20 protein-coding genes, 1 pseudogene and 1 other annotated feature are annotated in these 21,896 nt (G+C 61.7%); of the genes and pseudogenes, 6 read left to right on the top strand and 15 right to left on the bottom strand.

The features are described 5' to 3' along the window. Window positions 1-38: 38 nt before the first annotated feature. Both M9955_08265 and M9955_08260 read left to right on the top strand, forming a co-directional pair. Window positions 39-836 (top strand): class II glutamine amidotransferase, encoded by a 798-nt coding sequence (locus M9955_08265; GenBank protein ID MCO5081637.1) that lies wholly within the window; start codon window positions 39-41, stop codon window positions 834-836. A 197-nt stretch (window positions 837-1,033) separates the two neighbouring features. Beyond that, window positions 1,034-1,264 (top strand): annotated as a pseudogene (locus M9955_08260) (ATP-binding protein). A gap of 185 nt (window positions 1,265-1,449) precedes the next feature. Here M9955_08260 and M9955_08255 read toward each other — a convergent pair. After that, window positions 1,450-1,818, bottom strand: a complete 369-nt coding sequence (locus M9955_08255; GenBank protein MCO5081636.1) for a hypothetical protein — start codon at window positions 1,816-1,818, stop codon at window positions 1,450-1,452. 68 nt (window positions 1,819-1,886) lie between these two features. Between M9955_08255 and M9955_08250 the strand changes: the two genes are divergently transcribed. Continuing rightward, window positions 1,887-3,115 (top strand): IS3 family transposase gene (locus tag M9955_08250; protein ID MCO5081635.1). Its coding sequence is split into 2 segments (ribosomal slippage): window positions 1,887-2,175 and window positions 2,175-3,115, totalling 1,230 coding nucleotides; the frame shifts between segments, so codons are not numbered across the junction. Further along, window positions 2,168-2,284 (top strand) — a sequence feature (AL1L pseudoknot). It overlaps the preceding gene by 117 nt. Window positions 3,116-3,151: 36 nt before the next feature. Here the strand turns inward: M9955_08250 and M9955_08245 are convergent. The 5 genes from M9955_08245 to M9955_08225 all read right to left on the bottom strand — a co-directional run bounded on the left by M9955_08245 (window position 3,152) and on the right by M9955_08225 (window position 10,190). After that, on the bottom strand, window positions 3,152-4,171 hold the full coding sequence (locus M9955_08245) for a hypothetical protein (GenBank protein MCO5081634.1): 1,020 nt from the start codon (window positions 4,169-4,171) through the stop codon (window positions 3,152-3,154). Between the two features lie 35 nt (window positions 4,172-4,206). Beyond that, window positions 4,207-4,557, bottom strand: a complete 351-nt coding sequence (locus M9955_08240; GenBank protein ID MCO5081633.1) for a hypothetical protein — start codon at window positions 4,555-4,557, stop codon at window positions 4,207-4,209. 76 nt (window positions 4,558-4,633) lie between these two features. After that, window positions 4,634-6,835: a hypothetical protein gene (locus M9955_08235; protein ID MCO5081632.1), complete on the bottom strand. Its 2,202-nt coding sequence runs from the start codon at window positions 6,833-6,835 to the stop codon at window positions 4,634-4,636. Window positions 6,836-6,840: 5 nt separating this feature from the next. Beyond that, window positions 6,841-7,926, bottom strand: coding sequence for a hypothetical protein (locus M9955_08230; protein MCO5081631.1), 1,086 nt, complete (start codon window positions 7,924-7,926; stop codon window positions 6,841-6,843). 1,745 nt (window positions 7,927-9,671) lie between these two features. Next, window positions 9,672-10,190 (bottom strand): DMT family transporter, encoded by a 519-nt coding sequence (locus M9955_08225; GenBank protein ID MCO5081630.1) that lies wholly within the window; start codon window positions 10,188-10,190, stop codon window positions 9,672-9,674. 79 nt (window positions 10,191-10,269) lie between these two features. Here M9955_08225 and M9955_08220 point away from each other — a divergent pair, with 79 nt between their 5' ends. Genes M9955_08220 through M9955_08210 form a run of 3 tightly spaced genes read left to right on the top strand, consistent with a single transcriptional unit; the run spans window position 10,270 to window position 13,258 of the window. After that, entirely contained in the window at window positions 10,270-10,623 is a 354-nt protein-coding gene (locus tag M9955_08220) for a metalloregulator ArsR/SmtB family transcription factor (GenBank protein ID MCO5081629.1), read from the top strand. Further along, a complete protein-coding gene (locus M9955_08215; GenBank protein ID MCO5081628.1) occupies window positions 10,620-12,047 on the top strand; it encodes an NAD(P)-binding domain-containing protein in 1,428 nt (475 codons plus the stop codon). The genes M9955_08220 and M9955_08215 overlap by 4 nt, the downstream gene beginning before the upstream one ends. Next, a complete protein-coding gene (locus M9955_08210) occupies window positions 12,044-13,258 on the top strand; it encodes an MFS transporter (protein MCO5081627.1) in 1,215 nt (404 codons plus the stop codon). Before M9955_08215 ends, M9955_08210 begins: the two co-directional genes overlap by 4 nt. A 72-nt stretch (window positions 13,259-13,330) precedes the next feature. On the opposite strand, the gene M9955_08205 is transcribed toward M9955_08210, so the two are convergent. From M9955_08205 to M9955_08165, 9 genes are all read right to left on the bottom strand, one after another. Further along, window positions 13,331-14,383 (bottom strand): ArsO family NAD(P)H-dependent flavin-containing monooxygenase, encoded by a 1,053-nt coding sequence (locus M9955_08205; GenBank protein ID MCO5081626.1) that lies wholly within the window; start codon window positions 14,381-14,383, stop codon window positions 13,331-13,333. Continuing rightward, on the bottom strand, window positions 14,380-15,135 hold the full coding sequence (arsH, locus tag M9955_08200) for an arsenical resistance protein ArsH (GenBank protein MCO5081625.1): 756 nt from the start codon (window positions 15,133-15,135) through the stop codon (window positions 14,380-14,382). Before arsH ends, M9955_08205 begins: the two co-directional genes overlap by 4 nt. Before the next feature lie 10 nt (window positions 15,136-15,145). Beyond that, window positions 15,146-16,240: an ACR3 family arsenite efflux transporter gene (gene arsB / locus M9955_08195; protein ID MCO5081624.1), complete on the bottom strand. Its 1,095-nt coding sequence runs from the start codon at window positions 16,238-16,240 to the stop codon at window positions 15,146-15,148. Window positions 16,241-16,258: 18 nt separating this feature from the next. Then, the gene (gene arsC / locus M9955_08190) at window positions 16,259-16,678 is read right to left on the bottom strand and encodes an arsenate reductase (glutaredoxin) (protein MCO5081623.1); all 420 of its coding nucleotides are present in this window, start codon (window positions 16,676-16,678) and stop codon (window positions 16,259-16,261) included. Between the two features lie 8 nt (window positions 16,679-16,686). Beyond that, window positions 16,687-17,205, bottom strand: coding sequence for an arsenate reductase ArsC (locus M9955_08185; GenBank protein ID MCO5081622.1), 519 nt, complete (start codon window positions 17,203-17,205; stop codon window positions 16,687-16,689). 12 nt (window positions 17,206-17,217) lie between these two features. Beyond that, window positions 17,218-17,550, bottom strand: coding sequence for a metalloregulator ArsR/SmtB family transcription factor (locus tag M9955_08180; protein MCO5081621.1), 333 nt, complete (start codon window positions 17,548-17,550; stop codon window positions 17,218-17,220). A gap of 294 nt (window positions 17,551-17,844) precedes the next feature. Further along, window positions 17,845-19,098 (bottom strand): MgtC/SapB family protein, encoded by a 1,254-nt coding sequence (locus M9955_08175; GenBank protein ID MCO5081620.1) that lies wholly within the window; start codon window positions 19,096-19,098, stop codon window positions 17,845-17,847. Between the two features lie 197 nt (window positions 19,099-19,295). Beyond that, a complete protein-coding gene (locus tag M9955_08170; GenBank protein ID MCO5081619.1) occupies window positions 19,296-19,997 on the bottom strand; it encodes a VIT family protein in 702 nt (233 codons plus the stop codon). Then, complete coding sequence (locus M9955_08165) at window positions 19,994-21,895, bottom strand: heavy metal translocating P-type ATPase (protein MCO5081618.1); 1,902 nt, start codon at window positions 21,893-21,895, stop codon at window positions 19,994-19,996. Before M9955_08165 ends, M9955_08170 begins: the two co-directional genes overlap by 4 nt. Between the last annotated feature and the right edge of the window lies 1 nt (window position 21,896).

Below are 21,896 nucleotides of genomic sequence, written 5' to 3'. Positions count from 1 at the left end.
GCGCTCACACGATTCCAGCCTGATTTGGATCGACCGCCATGTGCCGCTGGGCCGCCTATCTCGGTGACGACGTCTTTCTCGAGGACATCGTCACCGAACCATGTCACTCCCTGATCGCGCAAAGCCATCATGCGCTGGAGGCGAAAACCCCCACCAATGGCGACGGCTTCGGCGTGGCATGGTATGGAGAGCGGCCGGAACCCGGTCTCTATCGTGACATCCTGCCCGCCTGGTCGGACCCTAACCTGAAAAGCATCTGCCGGCAGATCCGGTCCGGCCTGTTCCTCGCCCATGTGCGCGCGTCGACCGGCGGCACCACCAGCCGGGCCAACTGCCATCCCTTCGTCTGCAGCCGCTGGTCGTTCATGCACAACGGCCAGATCGGCGGTTTCGAAAGGCTGCGTAGGCATCTGGAGGCCGCCATCTGCGACGATCTCTACGATCGCATGGAAGGCACGACGGATTCCGAACTGCTCTTCCTGATGATGCTGGACGAAGGGCTGGCGAAAAATCCGCAGGGCGCGGCCGAACGCGCCACGGCGCGCGTGCTCGGCGTCGCGCGGCGGCGCGGCATCGACACCACGATCCGGCTGACCGCAGCCTTCTCGGACGGCGAGACGCTTTACGCGATCCGCTATGCGACGGACGCCCATGCGCCGACGCTCTACACGTCGGAGGTCCGGGACAAGGGACGCTGCCTCGTCTCCGAGCCCTTCGACAGGGAAGGGGCCAACTGGCACGCCATCCCGCCATCGAGCTTCGTCACAGTGACGCGCGGCGGCGTCGACATCCGCCCGTTCTCGCCGCATCCCGAGGCATACGCCATAGCGGTCTGATATTCCGCCAGCCTGCTTGCGGCAGAAGACCGATCCCCTTTCGTTCACGGAACACAACCCACTACAACCGGATCGCAATCAAAACGTTCATTTGTTCTATAAACGTTCTTGCGCCGCATCTGTCGATATGCTTTGTTCCGAGTGGGCGGCGTCTTGCGTTTCTTCCGGTTTCTGATTGGCCTGCAAGGGGAGTGGGCATGGTTTCGCGCGTCAGTACGGTTGCATTCCAGGGCATCGAGGCGGTTCCCGTCGACGTGCAGGTGATGATCGCGCCGGGCAAGATGGGTATCCACATCGTCGGCCTGCCGGACAAGGCGGTGGCGGAAAGCCGCGAGCGCGTGCAGGCCGCGCTGCATGCTTCCGGCCTGTCCATGCCGAGCAGGAAAGTCACCATCAATCTCGCGCCAGCCGACCTGCCGAAGGAAGGAGACCGGATGTCGAATCGGCGATGTGTACTGATCAAATTGAATTTGGAAATCAACGCGTTGAGCGGTCATTGCCTCGAATACACTGCTCGTAAGCTGACAATGAGGAATTGCGCAGCAGCCCGGGTCTATTCGGCCCGGCGCTGACCATGAATAAGTACCAACCTGGAAGTCGGGGGTGTCGAACCCTACGCTGCCGCAATAATTTCCGCCAGGGCGCGCCTGATTGTCTCGTCTTTGCTCGCGTCTAGCCTTTTTGCGATCTCATCCAATAAAGCGAAGTCTGATGCATCCTCGACGATTACGACGTGGCCCCGAAGAAGTCGGTCGTTCTTGGTTATATTGTTTAGGTATTTCCGAATCGCTTTATCACTGGTGTGGCCAAGCATTTCTCTGGCCAACTCGATGATCGATATGAAATCTGCGCGACCGCCGTTTGCCGCCCTGTCCTTGTGGTATAGGTCGTAGACGATCTGCTCGGCAAACGTGGCGCGTAGTCTATGCGCTGTCGCAGACAGGCCGACCTCGCGCAGCTTTCCGCCTATTACACGCGACATAGAGCCGGCTCGTAGTGAACCGCCCCGGGTTTGCCGGAGGCTCCAACTCCTGAGAAGGTGGAGCCATCATGAGCAAGACGACGAACAAGTTTTCCCCCGAAGTGCGCCAGCGAGCCGTGCGGCTGGTTCTTGATCACGAGCCCGAGCATCCGTCGCGCTGGGCGGCGGTATCATCGGTGGCGGCCAAGATCGGCTGCACGGCGCAAACTCTGAATGAGTGGGTGAAGAAGTTCGAGGTTGATGCCGGCAAGCGGGCCGGTGTGCCGACGGACATGGCAGCGAAGCTGAAGGCTCTGGAGCGGGAGAACCGTGAGCTTCGACAGGCCAACGAGATCCTGCGCAAGGCGAGCGCTTATTTTGCCCAGGCGGAGCTCGACCGCCCTTTCAAACGATGATTGCGTTCATTGACGATCACCGCGAGGTTCACGGGGTCGAGCCGATCTGCAAGGTGCTGCCGATCGCCCCGTCGACCTACCGCAACCATGTCGCCAAGCGGGTCGATCCCGAGAAGCTCTCGGCGCGGGCGAAGCGGGACATGGCCTTAAGGCCGGAGATCGAGCGCGTCTTCGCCGAGAACTTTGAGGTCTATGGCGCGCGCAAGGTCTGGCGGCAGATGCTGCGCGAAGGTTTTACCGTCGCGCGCTGCACCGTCGAACGTCTGATGGCCGGCCTGGGCCTTCACGGCGTCATCCGCGGCAAGGCCATCCGGACTACGGTGCAGGACAAGGCGGCGCCATGTCCGCGCGACCATGTGAACCGGGTCTTCCATGCTCCGGCGCCGAACCGCCTCTGGCTGTCGGACTTCACCTATGTCAGCACCTGGTCGGGTTTCGTCTACGTGGCCTTCGTCATCGATGCCTATGCCCGCCGGATCGTCGGCTGGCGGGTGAGCAGGACCGCCCATGCGGGCTTCGTCCTCGATGCTCTCGAACAGGCTCTGCACGAACGGCGGCCCATCCATCGCGGCGGTCTGGTGCACCATTCCGATAGGGGCTCTCAATATGTCAGCATCCGCTACACCGAGCGCCTGGCCGAAGCCGGCATCGAGCCCTCCGTGGGCAGCGTTGGAGATTCCTACGACAACGCTCTCGCAGAGACGATCAACGGGCTATACAAGGCCGAGGTCATCCATCGACGCGGACCGTGGCGAAGCTTCGAGGCCGTCGAGTTTGCCACGCTGACGTGGGTCGACTGGTTCAACAATCGCCGGCTGCTGGAGCCCATCGGCAACGTCCCGCCGGCTGAAGCCGAGGAGCGCTACTACGCCATGCTGGAAGAACCAGCCATGGCAGCGTGACCCAAACGAAACGGCCTCCGGCAAACCCGGGGCGGTTCATAGCGCCTCGCCCGTCTTGTATGACAGAAAGACGTTGTCCGGCGGATTGTAGTGAGGAATTCGCGCCCGACGACGCTCGACAAACGCCCGGCGGTCGGACCAGATGTAATCAAGAATCTCTAACGCTAACGACACGGTGATCGGGAGTGGTCGTGCTTTGCCCTTCTCAATAACCATCGCAAATATGTAGCGGCGTCCCGCAGTCTGCAACGTCTTAAGTGCGCGTAATATTGTTATCCCAAGTGAGCCATTGTTGGCATCCGCTAGGTTCGCTCCATTAAACGTCCGTGCTATCGGTCGAATTACTCTCGCCATCTCGGGTTCATCCAGGACGGCCTCGGCAAGTGCGGTTAGTGTTAGGTCCTCGACGCCGCATCCGCGGGCTCCGCCATACATCTCGAGGCTTGCGGCTAGGTAGTATGTACTTCCTCGATTGCCATCCGACCGTTCGAGGAGGCGGTCTAGTATACTCTCCGCATCCAGGATGGACGGCGTCGACTTCGGTCTGCGCTTTCTTTCCTTTGCTTTCCGGGCCTCATGCCTTGTGTGATGATCATTGTTGGACGCAAGTGGAACCCCGAGACCGATCCCTACCGGGATCGCTGGTAACCTGTAAGTTGCGGATGTACTCGCGGCTCGGGGGGCAAGAATCCCACTGACCAACTCAAGACGGTTCTGCAGAACATGATAGAAGTCGTAAATACGTCCTCGCTTACGACGGATTGTCTCTTTATATATTACTGTCGCGTCAGTTGCGCGAAGGAATACGACATTGCTCGCCCTCTTAGCACCGCGGTCAAAGTATTGCCGAAGAATGTGCGGCGTTATGAGATCGTATGAAATCTTCATAGACGAAAGATAGTCCCAGAATTCGGCCAAGCAGTACGCGTCGGCTTCCAGGGCCTTCTCGCTGGTATCCTGTTCCGATCGGTATTGAAGGTATGCGGCGATCGGCAGAACGACGCCGTCTCTGGAATTCGACACGATCGGGTAGCGGGCAACCGTGCGTTCCCCCACACGCAACTGCTCAAAATGGACGGTTGAACGGACAGTCACTCTTTCCGATCACCCCTGTAGAGAGCAATAACGTTGGCGCGACCAGCGCTGCCATTTAACAGTCGTATTTGGTCATCGAGCTTACGCACCTGCGCCTCTAGTAGGACGTTCTGTTTCATTAGGGCTGTATTGATCGCTCTCAGGGTTTCATTCTCCCTCTCGATGGGATCGGTTCGAAGAACGTCGAGTGCCTGGGCCAAGCGAGCAGACAGTTGGGGGTATTTGCCGTTAGGAGCGTCGATGCTTTGGCTGGACCAGCTAATAAAGTCACCCGTGCTTTGCCATTCACGGAATTCCCTGAGCGACGTTGGATACCACGTCTTGAGTGGAAGACGCGCTTTCTTCATGTCTGCTAGGCGCTCCAGGATTGCGAGTTTTTTCTCGAACGACTCGCGGACTTGCTCGCCCCGGCTCCTGGGAGATTTACCTGGGCCCGACATTATCATCCCTAAACTCGGCAAAAACGTTTGCTTCGATAAATGCCACTCGCTGTTCTCCGATACGCGAAACCTCCGTAACCGAAGAACGGGCTGCCATTTTCGCGTTTTCGAACGCACGCTCCCAGTAGGGTAGAAGCTGCCTGATACGGATGTTGTGAACACATGCGCAGCAGATGTCGTCAGCGGCATACGTGAGGTCTGGTTCAGTCTGTGTGCTCGGCTTCTCGCCGGTTTGTTTTTCCCGAGCGATCAGGCAGCCAGCAGTCTCTTTGTCCTTGGCTTCCGGTCCGCAGCCACAAAGTCCATGCCCTTCCGGGTGGGGTCTCATGTGCAACTGATCCGCCAACTTGGCTAGTTCGCGGTTGAGGAAACCCTCAGCTTCCGCGGTCGAGCCGATGACGATCTGGTTTGAAAATTTCTCCTGCAGCTGGGCGCTGATGGCTCTGCCCTTCGCCCCCCCGAGCGTTTCGCCTTGCTGAACTACTCCTCGGAGCAATTCAACGATGAACGCCTCCTCCACCTCGCGGAGAGCGTCGGCGCGATCCATTTCAATCCATCTGGCGTCCTGAGCCTTCTTGCGCGCCTGCGTGATGTCGTATTGCCGAAGAGTCGCGGCGCCGCGCATCTTCGCGTAGCCTGCGGTAACATCGATAGACTGACGCAGATGGTGGTTAAGGGCACCGAAGTCAGGGAAGAAATATCGCCACTGGAACGATACAGCAAAGAATTTTCGGAATTGATGCGAGGCGAATTCCCAGACGTTACCGTCGGGCAGGACTGGTACGTTGACCCATGAGCTGAACTGTTGCAGACCCTCATTGAACTTGAAATCGACCGGACCATATGGATCAAAGTATTCGAGCAGCCAGGCTGGATCGCCGTACTTTGCGGAAAAATGTCCGATCCGTTCAAGTATCGAGACCGCATGGCCGACAACCCGATTTGCTGGAATCTTCGTAAGTTCGCGCCGATTCTTAGCTATCCAACAATGGAGCCACAGGTCACCGAACTCATCTTCCTGGATACACCCTGGCCTGAGAGCGCGAAGTTCGCAGTCTCGCCTTGCCCCGAATGCTGCAACGACAATGACGGCAGCGGTGGCCAACAACCGGAACGTGACCTCCCGCATTGTAGGGAGCTCACGTGATACCCCCTGCCAACGTGAGCGGCGGTATATGCCCGCGATCGGGTTGAAACCGAGCGCATCTATGCGATCTCGAACTCGGGGCAGATACGGACTCTCATTGTCCTCCGTTCCTGCAGCCCTGTCCTGACAAAACGCGAAGATGTCGTCGACGACGGTATCGAAGATGAAGCGGAGCGACGCATCAATCAGCCAGGATACCTGATAAGGAGGGGCATCCGGCGTTTTCCTTCCGTCTTCGGCCCAGCCGCCATAGATATGCTGTAACTCTCCTCGATCCGTATAAGCGTCATACTGCAGAGGATCATGAACGAGGTACTCGTTAAAACTCCAGAGGGTCTGCCATACGGATAGCTGCGCAAACGCCGCAGTTTTGGTGGTATTCCGGGGTTGGGGGCCGACACGTTTACGACTGCCCCGTTGAAAGAGCACATTTTGCTCCCGGGCGTAGTCCAAAAGTACCGCGATAGCTTCCGGAGGCGTTTGGTTGATGGTTAGGCCCAGAAGCCTCTCGATGCCAGCGTGGAAAAACACCCCCTTCTTCCGAGGCAGTTGGATCAACCCGGCTCTGGCCGCTTCGACCAAGCGTCTTGCCCGTTCCTCAACGTCCAACAAACTTTCCAGCCCCTTGGCGCGAAATCGGTCGGCGAAATCCCGATGATGGGCAGCGGTTAGCTCCATGTTCGACTGCACTCCGATGTGTGTCTTCCATCGGAGAAAGTTAAGGTTCGTTCGATGAAAGCCAGGAACGCTCGATGCGGTCCGAAGCCAACCGATGGGCGCCGGCTCCAACGAGTACCAGACGAGAATCTTGGCGGTGATCAGATCATTGATGTGCCTGACGTCATCTAAGCTGCTGGTGTTCGGCCATGCGCCGATCGGTACGTCAAAACGAACCGTCTCCGGCTCTGACCGCTCCCCTTCCCGTTGGGTGCTGATGTACCAAACGTTGTCCAGCGGATGGCTATCGACCTGCCATTCGCGGGTCGGTAGCGCCCCGATTATCCGCTGATGAAGAGAGTTCCCAGCATTAAGCATCATTGCTGTCACCAGATTGCAGGGAAGGTTTTGCTACCGGCGTCGAGCTTCCGTTCTGCTGACGCTGCGGCCGCCCTAAATGCTGCTCGATGTCGTGACTGCTCCAATTGGGTAGCAATCGCCTCCACAACTGCTTGCCAGGGCAGCCATGTGCGTATCCATCTGAGCGGATTGGCTGCGCAAATTTCACCCTGCATTCGAATTAATGCGCGTCTCGCGATATGGAGGTTCTCCAGCGCCTCCACGTGAGGGGTGAACAAGGTAGCCTCCGGAACGAGAGTTTCGGGAGAGACCGATGTCTGTTCCGCGTCGCCCTCTTCCGTCGGGCTCAAAAGCGCGAAATCCAGGCCAGATGATAACCCAAGCATTTTCCTTCTCTTGAGTTCCGCCTCAGGGATTCCTAGCTTTATCGCAGCATCATCAAGATTGGTTACCGCTACGGCCTCCCACAAATTGAGGTATTCTCGCATCTTGTTCTCATAGAGAGCCCTGATGGTATCCTCCGTCAAATACATCTTTGACTGCACATGCTTCGAATGGTCGAGAAGTGCCATGGGCAGTTGATGGCTAAAGCTGCCATTCATCGCCGCAATATTTGCCACTGTCTTCCGGATTATCCGTCGAGTAATTGGTAGGCCGCTCAGTCGCGGCTCATCCTCGAGTGAACGCAGGAAGTCGATCCACCATCCAACCTTCAGCGAACGGAGGTTCGTGCTGAACCGGTTGGTCCGGGCTTCGCGCCAAATCCAGAGCCGGGAAGCCGCCTCATCGAATCCCAGCTGCGCGGCGCGTTCGCGCAACGGGCCTGTTATCTCCAACCACGCTTCGATTACTTGGACACCGCTTATGCGGACATCAGACCTCCTAACTGGAATCCATGCTTGCTCCGCGGTATCCGCAAGCGGCGCCTCAATCTCCTTCTCACCTGCACGAACCTTTATGCTCCCTATCGACCTTAGTTGCTTGCGCCCCTGGACGGTCTTCCCGACAAATGGTCTCTCTCCAAGATCGTCTATCGGCTGACATGACCATCCTGTATCGATCGCAACGATATGGTAGGCGGCATTGAGGGTGTCCGGATTGGCGCCAAGCATTCTGTGCAGGCGTACTCGTTTTCCAGATTGAATGAAGAACTGCTCGAGTCGACCTGTGTCACACTTAGCTTCGTACCCGTGGTAGCAAATCGCCCATAATAGCTTCAACGCGCAGCCGCGGCGAAACCGACTTCCCTTGCCGCCTAGTTTCCGCGCGAAAAATAGGCTAGTCGACTCGATGTATTCATCGATTTGCTCTACATCCGGTAGTGTGCGGTCGCTTATTAGCGAAACAGTATCACGAAATTCTGATAATCCCGCGATTAGGACGTCCTCTAGTCTGGATCTAAGTAATGCGAGTAGCTCTGTGTTGTTCTTATGGATGGCTATCTCGTACTCCTGCGCCGACGCACAAGATGGAAGCCGCCCTGCTCGTCGACTTAGGTCGGCGAGCACCGGCGTTCTAGTTCGCGAGGATGTTTTCACCGTTCCGGCGAATTTGAATGAGGGAAAAACCTCTACCGCGACGAGTAGTTTACATGTGGCACGGACCCCATCCCAAAATGTCGCTCTCGTTCTATCGTTAGATGAGTTTACTATTGTAAAGTCGTCTGTGTCATCAATGCGACGGAACACAAACATAAGTGCCTTATCGAGTGACAAGGAATCTGCGGTCCCAAGGTTTAATTTGATGAAGAATTGGGCTTCGGAGTGACCCTGCGATGCATAGAATCCACCCACGAACATGAAGCGGAGCCACGAGTCGAAGTATTTTCGTGCTGTTAGCTCGTTCAGGCCATGGTAACATTCCTCTATTCCACTAATTAGCTTTCGAATAGTGACGTCGCTATACCACTGTTCCAGAGACCCAAAATAATACGGGGGGTGCCCCTCCACGCACGCGACGGCACCATATCCCCCTAACCTCCGTCGTTTCGCCCTCTCGTCCGCTAGCAGAGCCGTTAGTGGATGCAAGAGAGGCTCGGGATGGGCGGGGCGATTGCTTTCGCTTGCCCGCCCCTGCTGACTTTCCACTCTTGATCGCATGGCGGACGGCATATTCCTGGTCATGCCGCGCTCGTTTTCGACGAGTTCTCCATGCAAGAACAGAGTCTCAGACTACACTCGGCCACGGAATCAATAAGAAAAGATATCGACTTATGTGGGAGAGAATAGATGAATTCCGCGGAGCAATACAACGGCTTATAAGCAATCACAGTGACGCCCTCGATATGGAAATATGCGAAATCCCGTGGACTGCTTGCCGAGTTGAGGTGCTCAAGACAATGAGCCAGAGACACAAAGACCTCTGTCCATAGAATGTGTACTTATGAGGTTACTAGGATGCGGGTCTCATAACATGCGAGAATGCGAGGCTGCGGGCCTAGGACGCTATGAGGCTGTGAGGCTGTGAGGCTGTGAGGCTGCGCGCTGTCCCGTTTTAACCGGACCAGTTCGAACACCGCGGCGAGAATGACCGCGGACCCTGCCCATTGCACCGCTGACAGCCGCTCGCCGAGAAAGACGAAGGCGAACGTCACGCCGAACACCGGGATCACGTTGAAGTAGCTCCCAGCCACGGCGGCGGGGACCGATCGCAATGCCGCGACGTAGAGCCAGTACGCGGCCGCGTAGTAGAGAAGCCCGGAGAGGGCCGCGGCCCCGGCTAGTCCGGGGGAGAGCCGTCCGAAATCGGTCGGACTGCCGTGGGATGTTCCCAACAGGAGGAGAGCGACCGCCCAGGCCAGTCCTGCAGTTTGCTGGACTGCGACGATGAATAGGGGATCGAGGCTCTCGCTCAGTCGTCACGAGAGGACGGTGTAGAAGGCGCAGCACAGCACGGCCCCGAGCAGGAGGAGGATTCCGGCGGAGTCGTTGTCGTTTCCCTGGAAGCCGCTCCAGGCGTCGGAGACCAGCGAGACCCCGAACATGCCCGCCAGCATCACGGCTAGCAGCCGCGGCGTCACCGGCTCGCGCAGGAACAATGCCGCCAGCCCGAGAATCATTAGCTCGGCCGCCCAAAGCAGCGTCGACACGCTCGCTGAGATGCGGGCGAGGCCCATCAGGCTCAGCGTGTAGGAGATGCCCGGGTTCAGAAGGCCGAGCAGGATGAGTGGCAGCATCAGCCGCGGCGACCGTCCCCGTCCCCTGGAGAGCGAGAGCGCAAGCCAGAGCGCGGCGGCGCTGGGGGCGAGCTGACGCAGCAGGAGAGTAACGGGCGGGATCGAGGCGAGAAGGGCCTTGCTGAGAACCGTAGCGCCGCCCCAGAGGGCACAGGCAAGGACCAGCAGAACAGCCGGGGAAGGGCGCGTAGACATGCGCATGGAAGGGCTCCATGAGTTCTATTTCGACAATTATCGAAATTCGCTTGACTGCGAGCCGCAGGGCTGTCAGTCTATTTCCATGAAACTCGAAATAGCAGCATCCCAGCTCGAGGCGATCGGCAACCCGACGCGCCTGCAACTCTACCGCATCCTGGTCCGGGCCGGCGACGAAGGCCTGCCTGTCGGCGCGGTCCAGGAGAAGATGGGAATCGCGGCCTCGACGCTCTCGCACCACCTGAAGAGGCTCGTCGACACAGCGCTCGTCACCCAGGAGCGGCAGGCCACGACGCTGATCTGCCGCGCGCATTATCCCGCCATGCACTCCCTGATCGGCTTCCTGGCAGACGAGTGCTGCGCGGATGGGTCGTGCCCACCCGAACCACGCCGCGGCATCGCCTGCGAGCCTGTCCGCGAGACAAGGAAACACTCATGAACGCGATCCCTGCACCCGACCTTCCCGTCGCCGTCATCGGGGCCGGACCCGTCGGGCTGGCTGCTGCTGCCCGGCTCGTCGAGCGCGGCCTACGCCCCGCCGTGTTCGAGAAGGGAGCGCGGGTCGGCGCGGCCATCCTCGAATGGGGCCACGTCCGTGTCTTCTCGCCCTGGGATTACAATGTCGACGAGGCAGCCCGCGCGCTGCTTGCGGGCCAAGGGGCTACGGCTCCTTCCGGAAAGTATCTGCCGACAGGCGAGGAAATCGTCAGGGATTACCTTGAGCCACTGTCCCGGGTGCCAACCATCGCCGACGGGCTACGGCTCGGCGCCGAGGTGACCGGGATTACCCGGCTTGGCCATGACCTGATGTCCAATGATGGTCGCGCGGATGCTCCTTTCGTTGTCCGGTACCGCGATGCCGCGGGCGAACACCGCCTGCTTGCGCGGGCGGTCATCGACGCGTCCGGAACGTGGTGGAAGCCGAACCCGATGGGCGTGGATGGCTTGCCCTTGTCGGGCGAGGCAGAGGCCTCGGACCGGATCGCCTACGGCATCCCGGACGTGACGGGCGTGGAACGCGAATCCTACGCTGGCAAGCGGGTCCTCGTCGTCGGCAGTGGGCACTCCGCGATCAACGTCGCGCTCGCGCTCCTCGAACTTCAGGGGAAGGCTCCCGGGACCGAGATCCTCTGGGCGCTGAGGCGCAACCGCATCGACAAGCTGCTCGGCGGCGGGTTGAACGACCAGCTCCCTGAGCGCGGGGCTCTCGGCCTCGCGGCAAAGCAGGCGATCGAGGCCGGACAGCTGCGCATGCTCGCTCCCTTCGCGGCCGAGAGGATCACTCGGAGAGGCGAACGCTTGATCGTGGAGGCGACGATGGGTGGCATGCCTTTCACGGAGGAAGTCGACCGCATCGTAGTGACCACCGGCTTCCGTCCCGATTTCTCCTTCCTCCGGGAGGTCCGGCTGGCCCTGGACCCGGCCGTCGAGGCGCCGCCGGCGCTCGCGCCGCTGATCGATCCCAACTTCCATTCCTGCGGAACCGTCCCGCCGCACGGCATCGACGAGCTCAGCCATCCTGAACCCGGCTTCGTGATCGTCGGTTCGAAGTCCTATGGCCGCGCGCCGACCTTCCTGATGGCGACGGGCTACGAGCAGGCGAGATCGGTCGCCGCGGAGATCGCGGGCGACCGTGCGGCTGCCCGGGAGGTCCGCCTGGTCCTGCCGGAGACGGGGGTTTGCAGCGCGCCTGCCGCCGCCTCGGCATCGTCCTGTTGCGGTGGCCCCGCCCCGTTAGGCATCGACGCATGCTGCGTCGACGACGCAGTCGCCAAGGAGAAAGGCGACGCCGGATGCGGCTGCTCCGGGAAGCCAGCGGCGGCTCCCGTTGCCGTCGCCAAGTGTTGCCAGAGCGCCGCTTGACGGCCGTTCCGGATGCCGGGGACACCCGCTGGTTCATCAGCGCGCTTGGGGCCGCACAGATATGCTCGTGGGGGACGCTGTTTTACGGCTTCCCCCTGATCGCCGAGGCGATGCGGACCGACCTCGGCTGGTCGAAGCCCGAACTCTACGGGGCCGCGACCTGCGGCATGCTGCTGGCTGGTCTCGCAGCTTATCCGGTCGGGTCGGCAATCGACCGCGGTCATGGCCGCTTCCTAATGGGCGGAGCGTCGGTCGTAGCGGGCCTGCTGCTCGCCGCCTGGTCACAGGTCACGAGCATCGTCGCCTTCTACGCCGTGCTTGCCGTGCTCGGCTGCATGCAGGCCGCCACCCTCTACGAGCCCGCCTTCGCCGTCATCGCCCGCCGTGTCGGCCCCTTGGGCGCGCGAAAAGGCATCACCGCGCTGACGTTGTGGGGCGGTTTCGCCAGCACGGTCTTCATCCCCGTCATACAGTTCCTGATCGAAACTTATGGCTGGCGCGGCGCGCTCCTCGGCATGGCCGCCGTCAACATCGTCGTCTGTGGCGGCCTCTATTTCCTCGCCATCGACCCAAGCAAGGATGCTCCGGTCCGCGTCCATCATCCCGACGAGGCAGCCCCTCTCAAAGGACGCGCGGCGGTAGCGGCAGCGATGCGCAAGCCCGCCTACTGGGGTCTCATGCTTGCTTGGATCTCCTATGCGGCGGCGTTCTCGTCGCTGACCTACCACTTCTATCCGCTGCTGCTGGAACGCGGGCTGGATGCGTCCGGGGTCGTGATGGTGCTGGCGGTGATCGGTCCGGCGCAGGTCGCCGGCCGCGTGTTGATCCGGGCCTTTGCGTCCGAAGCACCCGTCCGGAAGCTGGGCTCGGCAATCGTCATCGTCTTTCCTCTGGCCGTGATCGGCTTCGCATACGCGCCGCCGCAGGTCGCCGTGATCGCAGCGATCGCAGCATTCTACGGGGCGGCCAACGGCATGATCACCATCGTGCGCGGGCTCGCGGTTCCGGAGATGATTTCGCGCGAGGCCTACGGAGCGGTGAACGGATCACTCGTCGCGCCCATGAACGTCATGCAGGCCGCAGCACCGCTTGCGGCTGCGGTCATCTGGCAGGCGAGCGGCGGCTATGGAGCCGTGCTCGCCGCGATCTTCGCCGGCTCGCTCACCCTCTGCGGCGGATTCTGGTTCGCCTCAATGCGAACGATCCGTTAGATCGCCGAACGCTGGTCGTATCCTGGACGCAAGACACGTCTGCGAAGGTCCCTCTGTTCCGAAAATGGCGACTTACGTCTCAAGAGCAGCCTTGATGCGAGGTGCCAGTTCCCGGGCCGTGCGGCCCGCACCGATCAACGTTGCGGACGCGGCACCCGTCCAGTTTCCATATCCCTGCAGCCAAAGCCGCGGTTCCTCGACCGCGCGTTGATCGACCACTTCGATGCGTCCATCAGCGCCGACCACGCCAAGCGACTGGAGATGTCCTGTCGCCGGACGAAATCCCGTGCACCACAGGACGGCGTCCACAGGCATCTCTGTTCCGTCCGCCCAAACGACACCGTCCGTCGTGAAGCGGACGAAGGGGCGGACCGATTTCAGCACGCCGCGGTCTCGCGCTTCTTTCACCGGTGGAACCATGACGATGTCGCCCAAGGTCGTGGTCGACGCCTGGTCAAAGTCACCGCGCACACGCGCGCTGGCGCGCTCGAACAGGACGCGCCCGTCGACGTCGTCGGGCAGGAAGACAGGGTCCTTGAGCGTGACCCAGACCGTCTGTGCGACCCCGCTGACCTCTCCGAGGATCTGCGCCCCGGAGTTGCCGCCGCCGACAACCACCACCCGCTTGCCAGCGAAGGGGACAGGACTGCGATATTCCGCTGAATGGAGCTGAACGCCGCTGAACAATTCGCGGCCCGGATGATCGGGAATGTAGGGTGCGCTCCACGTTCCCGTTGCGCTGACGACGGCCCTCGCGGTGAAGGTCCGTCCGTCCCCCAACAGGAGACAGAGCCGTTCGCCGTCCCGTTCCACGGTTTCAACGTGACATGATCGCTCGATCGGAAACGCATAGCGTTGCTCGTAGCGCGTCAGGTAATCGATCATCTGGTCTTTGGTCGGGAAGCCATCAGAGCGGCTCGGCGGCATCGGCCAGCCGGGAAGCGAGCTGTAGGTCGCCGGCGAGAAAAGACGTAGCGAGTCCCAGGCATGAAGCCACGCGCCGCCCGGACGGTCCTCGGCATCGAGCATGAGGAAATCGATTCCGGCGCGACGAAGATAATAGGCGACGGCGAGGCCCGCCTGACCTCCTCCGATCACGACGACATCATGATCCCCTTCATTCATGCGGAGCGCTTCTGTGGCATGATCGCGATCGTGGAAAGATCCGTCGTCGGATCGATCGTCTTGCCTGCAGCTTTCCTTTCCGAGTAGCGGTCGACGAGCCGAGCCGCATGCGGCCGGGTGAGAATGGTGAAGCGGACCAGTTCCTCCATCACGTCGACGATACGTTCGTAATAGGCCGACGGCTTCATACGTCCGTCGTCGTCGAACTCCTGATAGGCCTTGGCGACGCTCGACTGGTTGGGGATCGTGATCATCCGCATCCAGCGGCCGAGCAGCCGCAGCGTGTTCACGGCGTTGAAGCTCTGCGACCCGCCCGAGACCTGCATCACCGCCAGCGTCCGCCCCTGCGTCGGGCGGATGCCGCCCATATTCAGCGGCAGATTGTCGATCTGCGCCTTCATCAGCCCGGTGATCTGACCGTGCCGTTCGGGACTGCACCAGACCATTCCCTCCGACCAGATGGCATGCTCGCGCAGTTCCCGGATGGCCGGATGATCGTCCCCCGCCACCTGGTCGGGAAACGGCATGTCGGACGGATCGAAGATCCGCACCTCGGCACCGAAGAAGCGGAGCAGGCGCGCCGCCTCCTCGGTGGCAAGCCGCGAGAAGGAGCGTGGGCGCAGAGAACCGTAGAGCAGCAGGATTCGTGGGGCGTGTTCCCCCGGCCCAAGTCCGAGGCCGGGCCGCACCTCGGCATACCTGAGATCGAGCGCCGGCAGATGGTCGGGATCGTTGAGTTCGCGCAAACGCATGGTGCGGCTCCTACAGTCTGGGTGTCGCTGCGGCCGGCACTGCATCAGGCACCGTATCCGCGAACCAGCGCCTGCCCAGCCTCAGCGCCACGTGCACCAGGAGGACGAGCACGGGAACTTCGACCAACGGCCCGATGACTGCCGCGAACGCTGCCGGCGATGCGAGCCCAAAGGCGGCGATGGCGACAGCGATCGCCAGCTCGAAGTTGTTGCCCGCGGCCGTGAAGGCGATGGCGGTCGTGCGATGATAGTCGGCCGCGATCAGCTTGCCCATCAGGAAGCTGATGACGAACTGAACGACGAAGTAGATAACCAGCGGCACCGCGATCAGAAGCGCGTCGAAGGGTAGCCGCACGACATCGCCGCCCTTGAGGCTGAACATGGCTACGATGGTGAAGAGCAGCGCGACGAGCGTGATCGGGCTGATCCTGGGCAGGAACACGCCCTCATACCAATCGCTCCCCTTCCTGGAGATAAGGACGCGGCGCGTGACGTATCCGGCGGCGAAGGGGATGCCGAGGTAGATAAGGACCGCCTCTGTGATCGTCCAGAAGCCGACGTCGACCACGCTGCCCTCCAGGCCGAACAGCGGCGGCAGGACGGACAGGAAGAACCAGGCATAGGTCGAGAAGAACAGGATCTGGAAGATCGAATTGAATGCGACGAGGCCCGCGACATACTGGTTGTCGCCCTTCGCCAACTGGTTCCAGACCAGCACCATCGCGATGCAGCGCGCCAACCCGATCAGGATCACGCCCGTCATGTATTCCGGGTAGTCTCGCAGGAAGATCACCGCGAGCACGAACATCAGCGTCGGCCCGATGATCCAGTTCTGGACCAGCGAGAGCACCAGCACACGCTTGTCGTCGAAGACACGGTGCAGCTCCTCGTACCGGACCTTGGCAAGTGGCGGGTACATCATCAGGATCAAGCCGATGGCGATCGGAATGTTCGTGGTGCCTACGGACATAGCGTCGAGCGAGGCCGGAAGGTTTTCGAAGGCTGTCCCGAGGAAGACGCCAAGCGCCATGGCCGCGAAGATCCAGACGGTCAGGTAGCGGTCGAGGAAGGACAGCCGACGGGCCGGAGGTGTTGCGTTCGACATTGGAATTTCCCGTGGTTGTCAGGCGAGCCTGTTGCCTGCCGCATCAGTCACCTGCTCGCCGTCTTCCTTGGCGAAGGCGCCCTTTTGGCCGGGTAGAAGGTCAAGGACCGTCTCGGACGGACGGCAAAGCTTCACGCCTTTCGGCGAGACGACGATCGGACGGTTGATCAGAATCGGATGCTTTTCGATCGCATCGAACAGCTGCTCGTCTGTCAGGGCGGGATCGCCAAGGCCGAGCTCTCCGTAAGGTGTGTTCTTCTCGCGCAGGATACTACGGAGCGACGTGCCCATCCGCTCCACCAGCTGACGCAGCAGCTCTCGCGTCGGCGGTGTCTTCAGGTACTCGATAACATGCGGTTCGAGTCCCGCATTGCGGATCATCGCAAGCGTGTTGCGCGAGGTCCCGCATTCGGGGTTGTGATAGATGATCACGTCCATGCCGGGTCTCATGCTGTTGCGGCCGCCGAGACTTCGAGCTTTCCGATCTCGCGCAACCTGGACTGGAGCGACATCCGGTCGATCGAAGCTAGCGGCAGCGCCAGGAAGGCGGAAATGCGGTTCGATAGCTGCCGATAGGCATCTGCGAAAGCCAGGTGCTTCTCGGCATCCGTGCCTTCAGCGGCCGCGGGATCCGGAATGCCCCAATGCGCTGTCATCGGCTGTCCGGGCCAGACCGGGCAGGATTCGTTTGCCGCGTTGTCGCAGACCGTAAAGACGAAATCCATCTTCGGAGCACCGGGCGCCGCGAACTCGTCCCAAGATTTCGAGCGCGCGAATGACGTATCCAGCTTGAGGTTCCGAAGGAGTTCGATGGCAAACGGATGGACCTCTCCCTTCGGCTGCGATCCGGCCGAGAAGGCCTGGAAGTGCCCAGTGCCGAGATTCCGCAGGATAGCTTCTGCAAGGATCGAGCGGGCGGAGTTTCCTGTGCAGAGGAAGAGTGCGTTGTAGAGTCTGTCGGACATAGAAAATCGCTCCTAACAATCGCAGGTCACGGCATTGATGACTGGACGGCAGAGTTCGGGCGCGCCGTTGCAGCAGTCTTCCATCAGGTAGGCGAGCAGGTCACGGAATCCGGTCATGTCGGCGACGTAGCGCACGGTCCGGCCATCCCGTTCGGGTCGGATGAGCCCCGCATGCGTCAGAATCTTGAGATGCGAGGATGTGGTGTTCTGAACCGCTCCCACTCGCGTCGCAATCTCACCCGAAGGAACGCCCTCTGACCCGGCTCGTACAAGCAGACGGAAGATGTCCAGGCGGGTCTCCTGACCCAGCGCTGCCAGCGCAGCGAGCGACGCCTTCTTGTCCATGAATCTGCCCTTCTCGATATTTCGAATTATTCTCCTACACCATGACAGGATGATGACAAAGAGGCCTAGATCTGTCGGCCGTTCTTCTGATGCTGTGGGAAGGCCGCATCGCAGGCAGCCCGAAACCCGCCATTGAGGAGGCATCTGCATCTCGGCCTGAACAGTGCCATCAACTGACGGTCCGGTTTAGCCGAAATCAGGAGGAAATTGTCGTTCTGAGGCGTTCGGGAGGGCGGTCCTACTTGCCTGAAGAATGCCGTCACATTCATCGTCCGCTCGGCAGAGCGCCGACACCTAGGCAAATGGGAGCCAAACGAAGGCAGCGACCGCCAGCGCGACCGCGCATGCCGTGATTGCAGCGAGCGGCAGCGAAAAACGGGTTGGACCCGTGAGCATTGCGAGGAACAAGCGCCCGACGGCATTCGTGCCAAGCGCGACAAGTACGGCTTGCCCCACGAGTGCGACGGCGGTTCCACCCTCGACAAGCCGAAGCGAGCTGAGAACGGCCACGTCGACGTCGAAGGCGCCTGAAACAGCAGTCGTTGCCAAGAGTCCGCTCTCACCGAAGCGGCTCGAAAGCGCCGCGCTAACGGTGGAAACAAGCGCGAACGCACCAGCGAAGACCAGCAGCGTTCCGAGTTCGAACGGGTTGCGCGCCGGTTGGTCGCCGGCCTGGTACGCAGCGCTTTTCAGCAGCAGGAGGGTCCCGGCGACAGCAAGCACAAGTCCGCCCGCGATCGCGGGTCCGATGATGTACGCGATGACCTGCGGTGCGAGCAGCGCAACGATAGCGCAGACCCGCAGGACCGACACGAGCGCCGCAAGCGCCGCGCCACCCACCAGCGGCATCGCGTTGGCCTCCGATCTGGCCATACGCGCCAGTGCGACGGTGACCCCGGTCGACGAAACAATGGCGCCGGCGATCGATCCGACCAGCAGTCCGCGGGTCTTTCCCAGCAGACGCACCGCGACATAACCGCCAAAGGAGATCGCGGCGACGATCACGGTGAAGTACCATATCTCGAACGGGTTGAGCCCGCCCCAGGGATCGATGGTTCTGTCCGGAAGCAACGGCAGGACGATCGCGGTCATTGCCGCAAGGACGATGGCGGAGCGCAGTTCGATCCAGGTCAGGCGACGCAGCATACCGTGGAGCATCTCCCGGCTGGCCAGGACAGCTGCGAGCGCGGCACCACCTGCCGCAGCCACGAGTTGATCGCCGACAATGGCGAGTGCGCCGAGGGCGAAGACGCACAAGGCTGCCACGACACCCGTCACGCTGAAGTTCTGGTCATGCTCGGCTTCATGCGCTGAGAACCAGGCGAAGATCGCCGCAAAACCGATGAATCCGGCAATCAGGACTGTGCTTGAATCCAGGGTGGCCGCGAGCGCGGCAAAGATGCCGCCCAGCAGCCCCGACAGGCCGAAGGTGCGAATCCCGGCCGTACGGCTGTTGTCAGCAGCTTCGCGTTCACGCCAGCCACGCTCCAGACCGACGAGAAGGCCGATTGCCAGAGCCAGCCCAAGTCTTGCAATCGTATGGTCCATAGGGTCAGCCGTAACTCGTCAAAGCCTGTTGCCGAATTCGTGCGATCGCGGAGTCGGAAGTGGGACGCGTCTGTTGTAGAGACTGGGCGGCGAAGACGCCGCGGTGCACTGGCCCGTCTGGTTTAGGTGCACGAGAATGCCACAACGTCCGGAGACTTTGCGGAAACCTTGGAAGGCAGTGCACAACGGCTTTGGCGTCATGCCACGCTCACGCCGAAGAGCGCGCCGACTGCCGCGGTGACGCCCATGGCGAGCGCGCCCCAGAAGGTGACGCGAAGCGAGCCGCGCAACACTCCGGCTCCGCCGGCTCCGGCTCCAAGGCCGCCAAGAACCGCCAGAGCAAGGATCGTCGATCCCGCGACGACTATGCTCGTCTTGTCGGCAGGAATGGCCATTGCAACCAAGACGGGAACGACAGCACCCGCCGCGAAGGTCAATGCGGACACCAACGCTGCCTGAACCGGCCGCGCGGCCACTGTCTCCGAAATGCCAAGTTCGTCGCGGGCATGTGCAGCGAGCGCATCGCCTGCCGTGAGCTGGGCTGCAACCTGCATCGCGAGGCCGCGGTCGAGGCCGCGCTTGATGTAGATCTGGGTCAGTTCTTCCAGTTCGGCCTCCGGCGTCTCCGCCAGTTCCCGCCGCTCACGAGCGAGGTCGGCGTTCTCCGCGTCGGTCTGTGAGCTTACCGACACGTATTCGCCGGCTGCCATGGACATTGCGCCTGCAACGAGGCCGGCGAACCCTGCGACCAGAATTTCTGTCGACCCTGACCCCGCCGCCGCCACGCCCACTACGAGGCTGGACGTGGAGACAAGACCATCATTAGCTCCCAGCACGGCGGCGCGCAGCCAGCCGATGCGATGGACCATGTGGACTTCGGAATGGGATAGGCGGCTCATGTTACGATACCTTCCTGAGATAGAAGCGCACCGTCACCCGGATAAATCGGCCGAGGTTCGGCGGGTCGGATTCGAAGCGCGCGAAGTGCGTTGAGGATGACGGCGATGTCGATGGCTTCCTGGATCAATGCGCCCTGGACGGGCGTCAGGTAGCCGAAGGCGGCCGCGACCATGCCCATGACGGACAGTCCGATACCCGCGACGACGCTTTCGAGCGCGATCCGCCGCGCGCCCTGGGCGATGTCGACGCCCGTGCCGAGCCTGTCCACCCTGTCGACGAGTAGGACGACATCGGCGGCTTCCGCGGAAGCCGCTGCCCCGCGCGCGCCCATGGCCACGCCGATGTCGGCGGCGGCGAGGGCGGGAGCGTCGTTCACCCCGTCGCCGACCATCATCACAGGACCGTGCTTGCGCTCCGAGAGAACGAGCAGAACCTTCTGATCGGGCGAGAGTGCGGCGCGTATGCCGTCGAGTCCGAGGCCTGACGTCACCCGCTCCGCAACCTCCTGTCTGTCGCCGGTGGCGAGGAGAATGCGGTTGACCCCCTGCCGGCGCAGTCCCGACAGCATGTCATGCGTGCCATCGCGCAGCGGATCGGCCATGACGATGTGGCCCGCGAGCTTGCCGTCGATCCCGACCGCCACCAGCACCGAGCCCGCCGACAGCGCCGGATGGGCGATGGCCCCGGCATCGACCTGTCCTGCGACGAAGCCATGACCGCCGACGATCACCCGGCGACCTTCAACAATCCCGGTCAGTCCTTCGCCAGGCGCTTCCCTGACCTCTTGTGGGACCGGAAGCGTCAATCCGCGCTCGTGCGCACCGGCAACAATCGCCTGGGCTACCGGATGTTTCGTGGCCTGGTCGAGAGCCGCCCCGAGCCGCAGCAACTCATCCGCTTCGATACCGCCATGCGTATCGATCGAAACGATCCGCGATCGCCCGTCGGTCAGCGTGCCGGTCTTGTCGAGAATGAGCGTTGTCGCACGCGCCATGGCTTCCAGCGGCCCGGCACCCTTGATGAGCACTCCGTAGTGGGCGGCGCGCGAGAGGCCAGCCACCAGCGCTACGGGCACCGCCAGTATCAGCGGACATGGCGTTGCCACCACCAGCACCGCAACTGCCCGGATCGGATCGTTCGTGAACCACCAGGCGGCGAAGGCGATCGCCACGGTCACGAGCAGGAAGCCGAGCGACCAGCGGTCGGCGAGGCGAGACATGGGAGCCTTGGAGGACTGGGCCTGTTCGACTAGGCGCACGATGCCTGCATAGGTGCTGTCACGCGCCTCCCTGGTAGCAACAAGATCGAAGGCATCGCCCGCATTGGTCGAGCCGCTCATCGCCTCTGCGCCAGCGGCGAGCTTGATCGGCAGGGATTCGCCCGTGAGTGCGGAGGTGTCAAGGAACGCCGACAGGGATGCGACCGCGCCATCCACGGGAACGATGTCGCCCTGCCGGATCAGGAGGCGGTCTCCGGGCGCGATCTGATCGAGCGGCACGTCCTCAAGGCGGCCATCGCGGTGCCGTGTTGCGGTGCGCGGGACGCGCGAAAGAAGATCGCGCATCTCTCGCCGGGCGCGACCCTCGGCAAAGCTTTCCAGGAATGTACCGCCGGAATACATCACGGCGACGACTGCGGCGGCCAGCGCCTCGCCGAACACAAGAGCCGCCGTCATAGACAGCGCCGCGACGATGTCCAGTCCGGCTTCGCCTCGCGCAAGGCTGCGCAGGATCTCGACCAGCAGCGCGGCGAGGACGGGGATGACGCCGATCATCCACGTGCTGGAAGCAAGGTCTGGCCTGTCCACCACGTAGGCCAGCAGGAGGCCTCCCAGAAGGCCCGCCACTGCCACCGCCAGAAGCGCCGTCTTCACCCTGTCGCCTGCGGAAGATTCCATG

This window comes from Rhizobiaceae bacterium, from assembly GCA_023953845.1.
In the GTDB taxonomy this organism is placed as follows: domain Bacteria; phylum Pseudomonadota; class Alphaproteobacteria; order Rhizobiales; family Rhizobiaceae; genus Arvimicrobium.
Note: the sequence above shows the minus strand (reverse complement) of the source record. Positions and strands in the feature narration are given on the sequence as shown.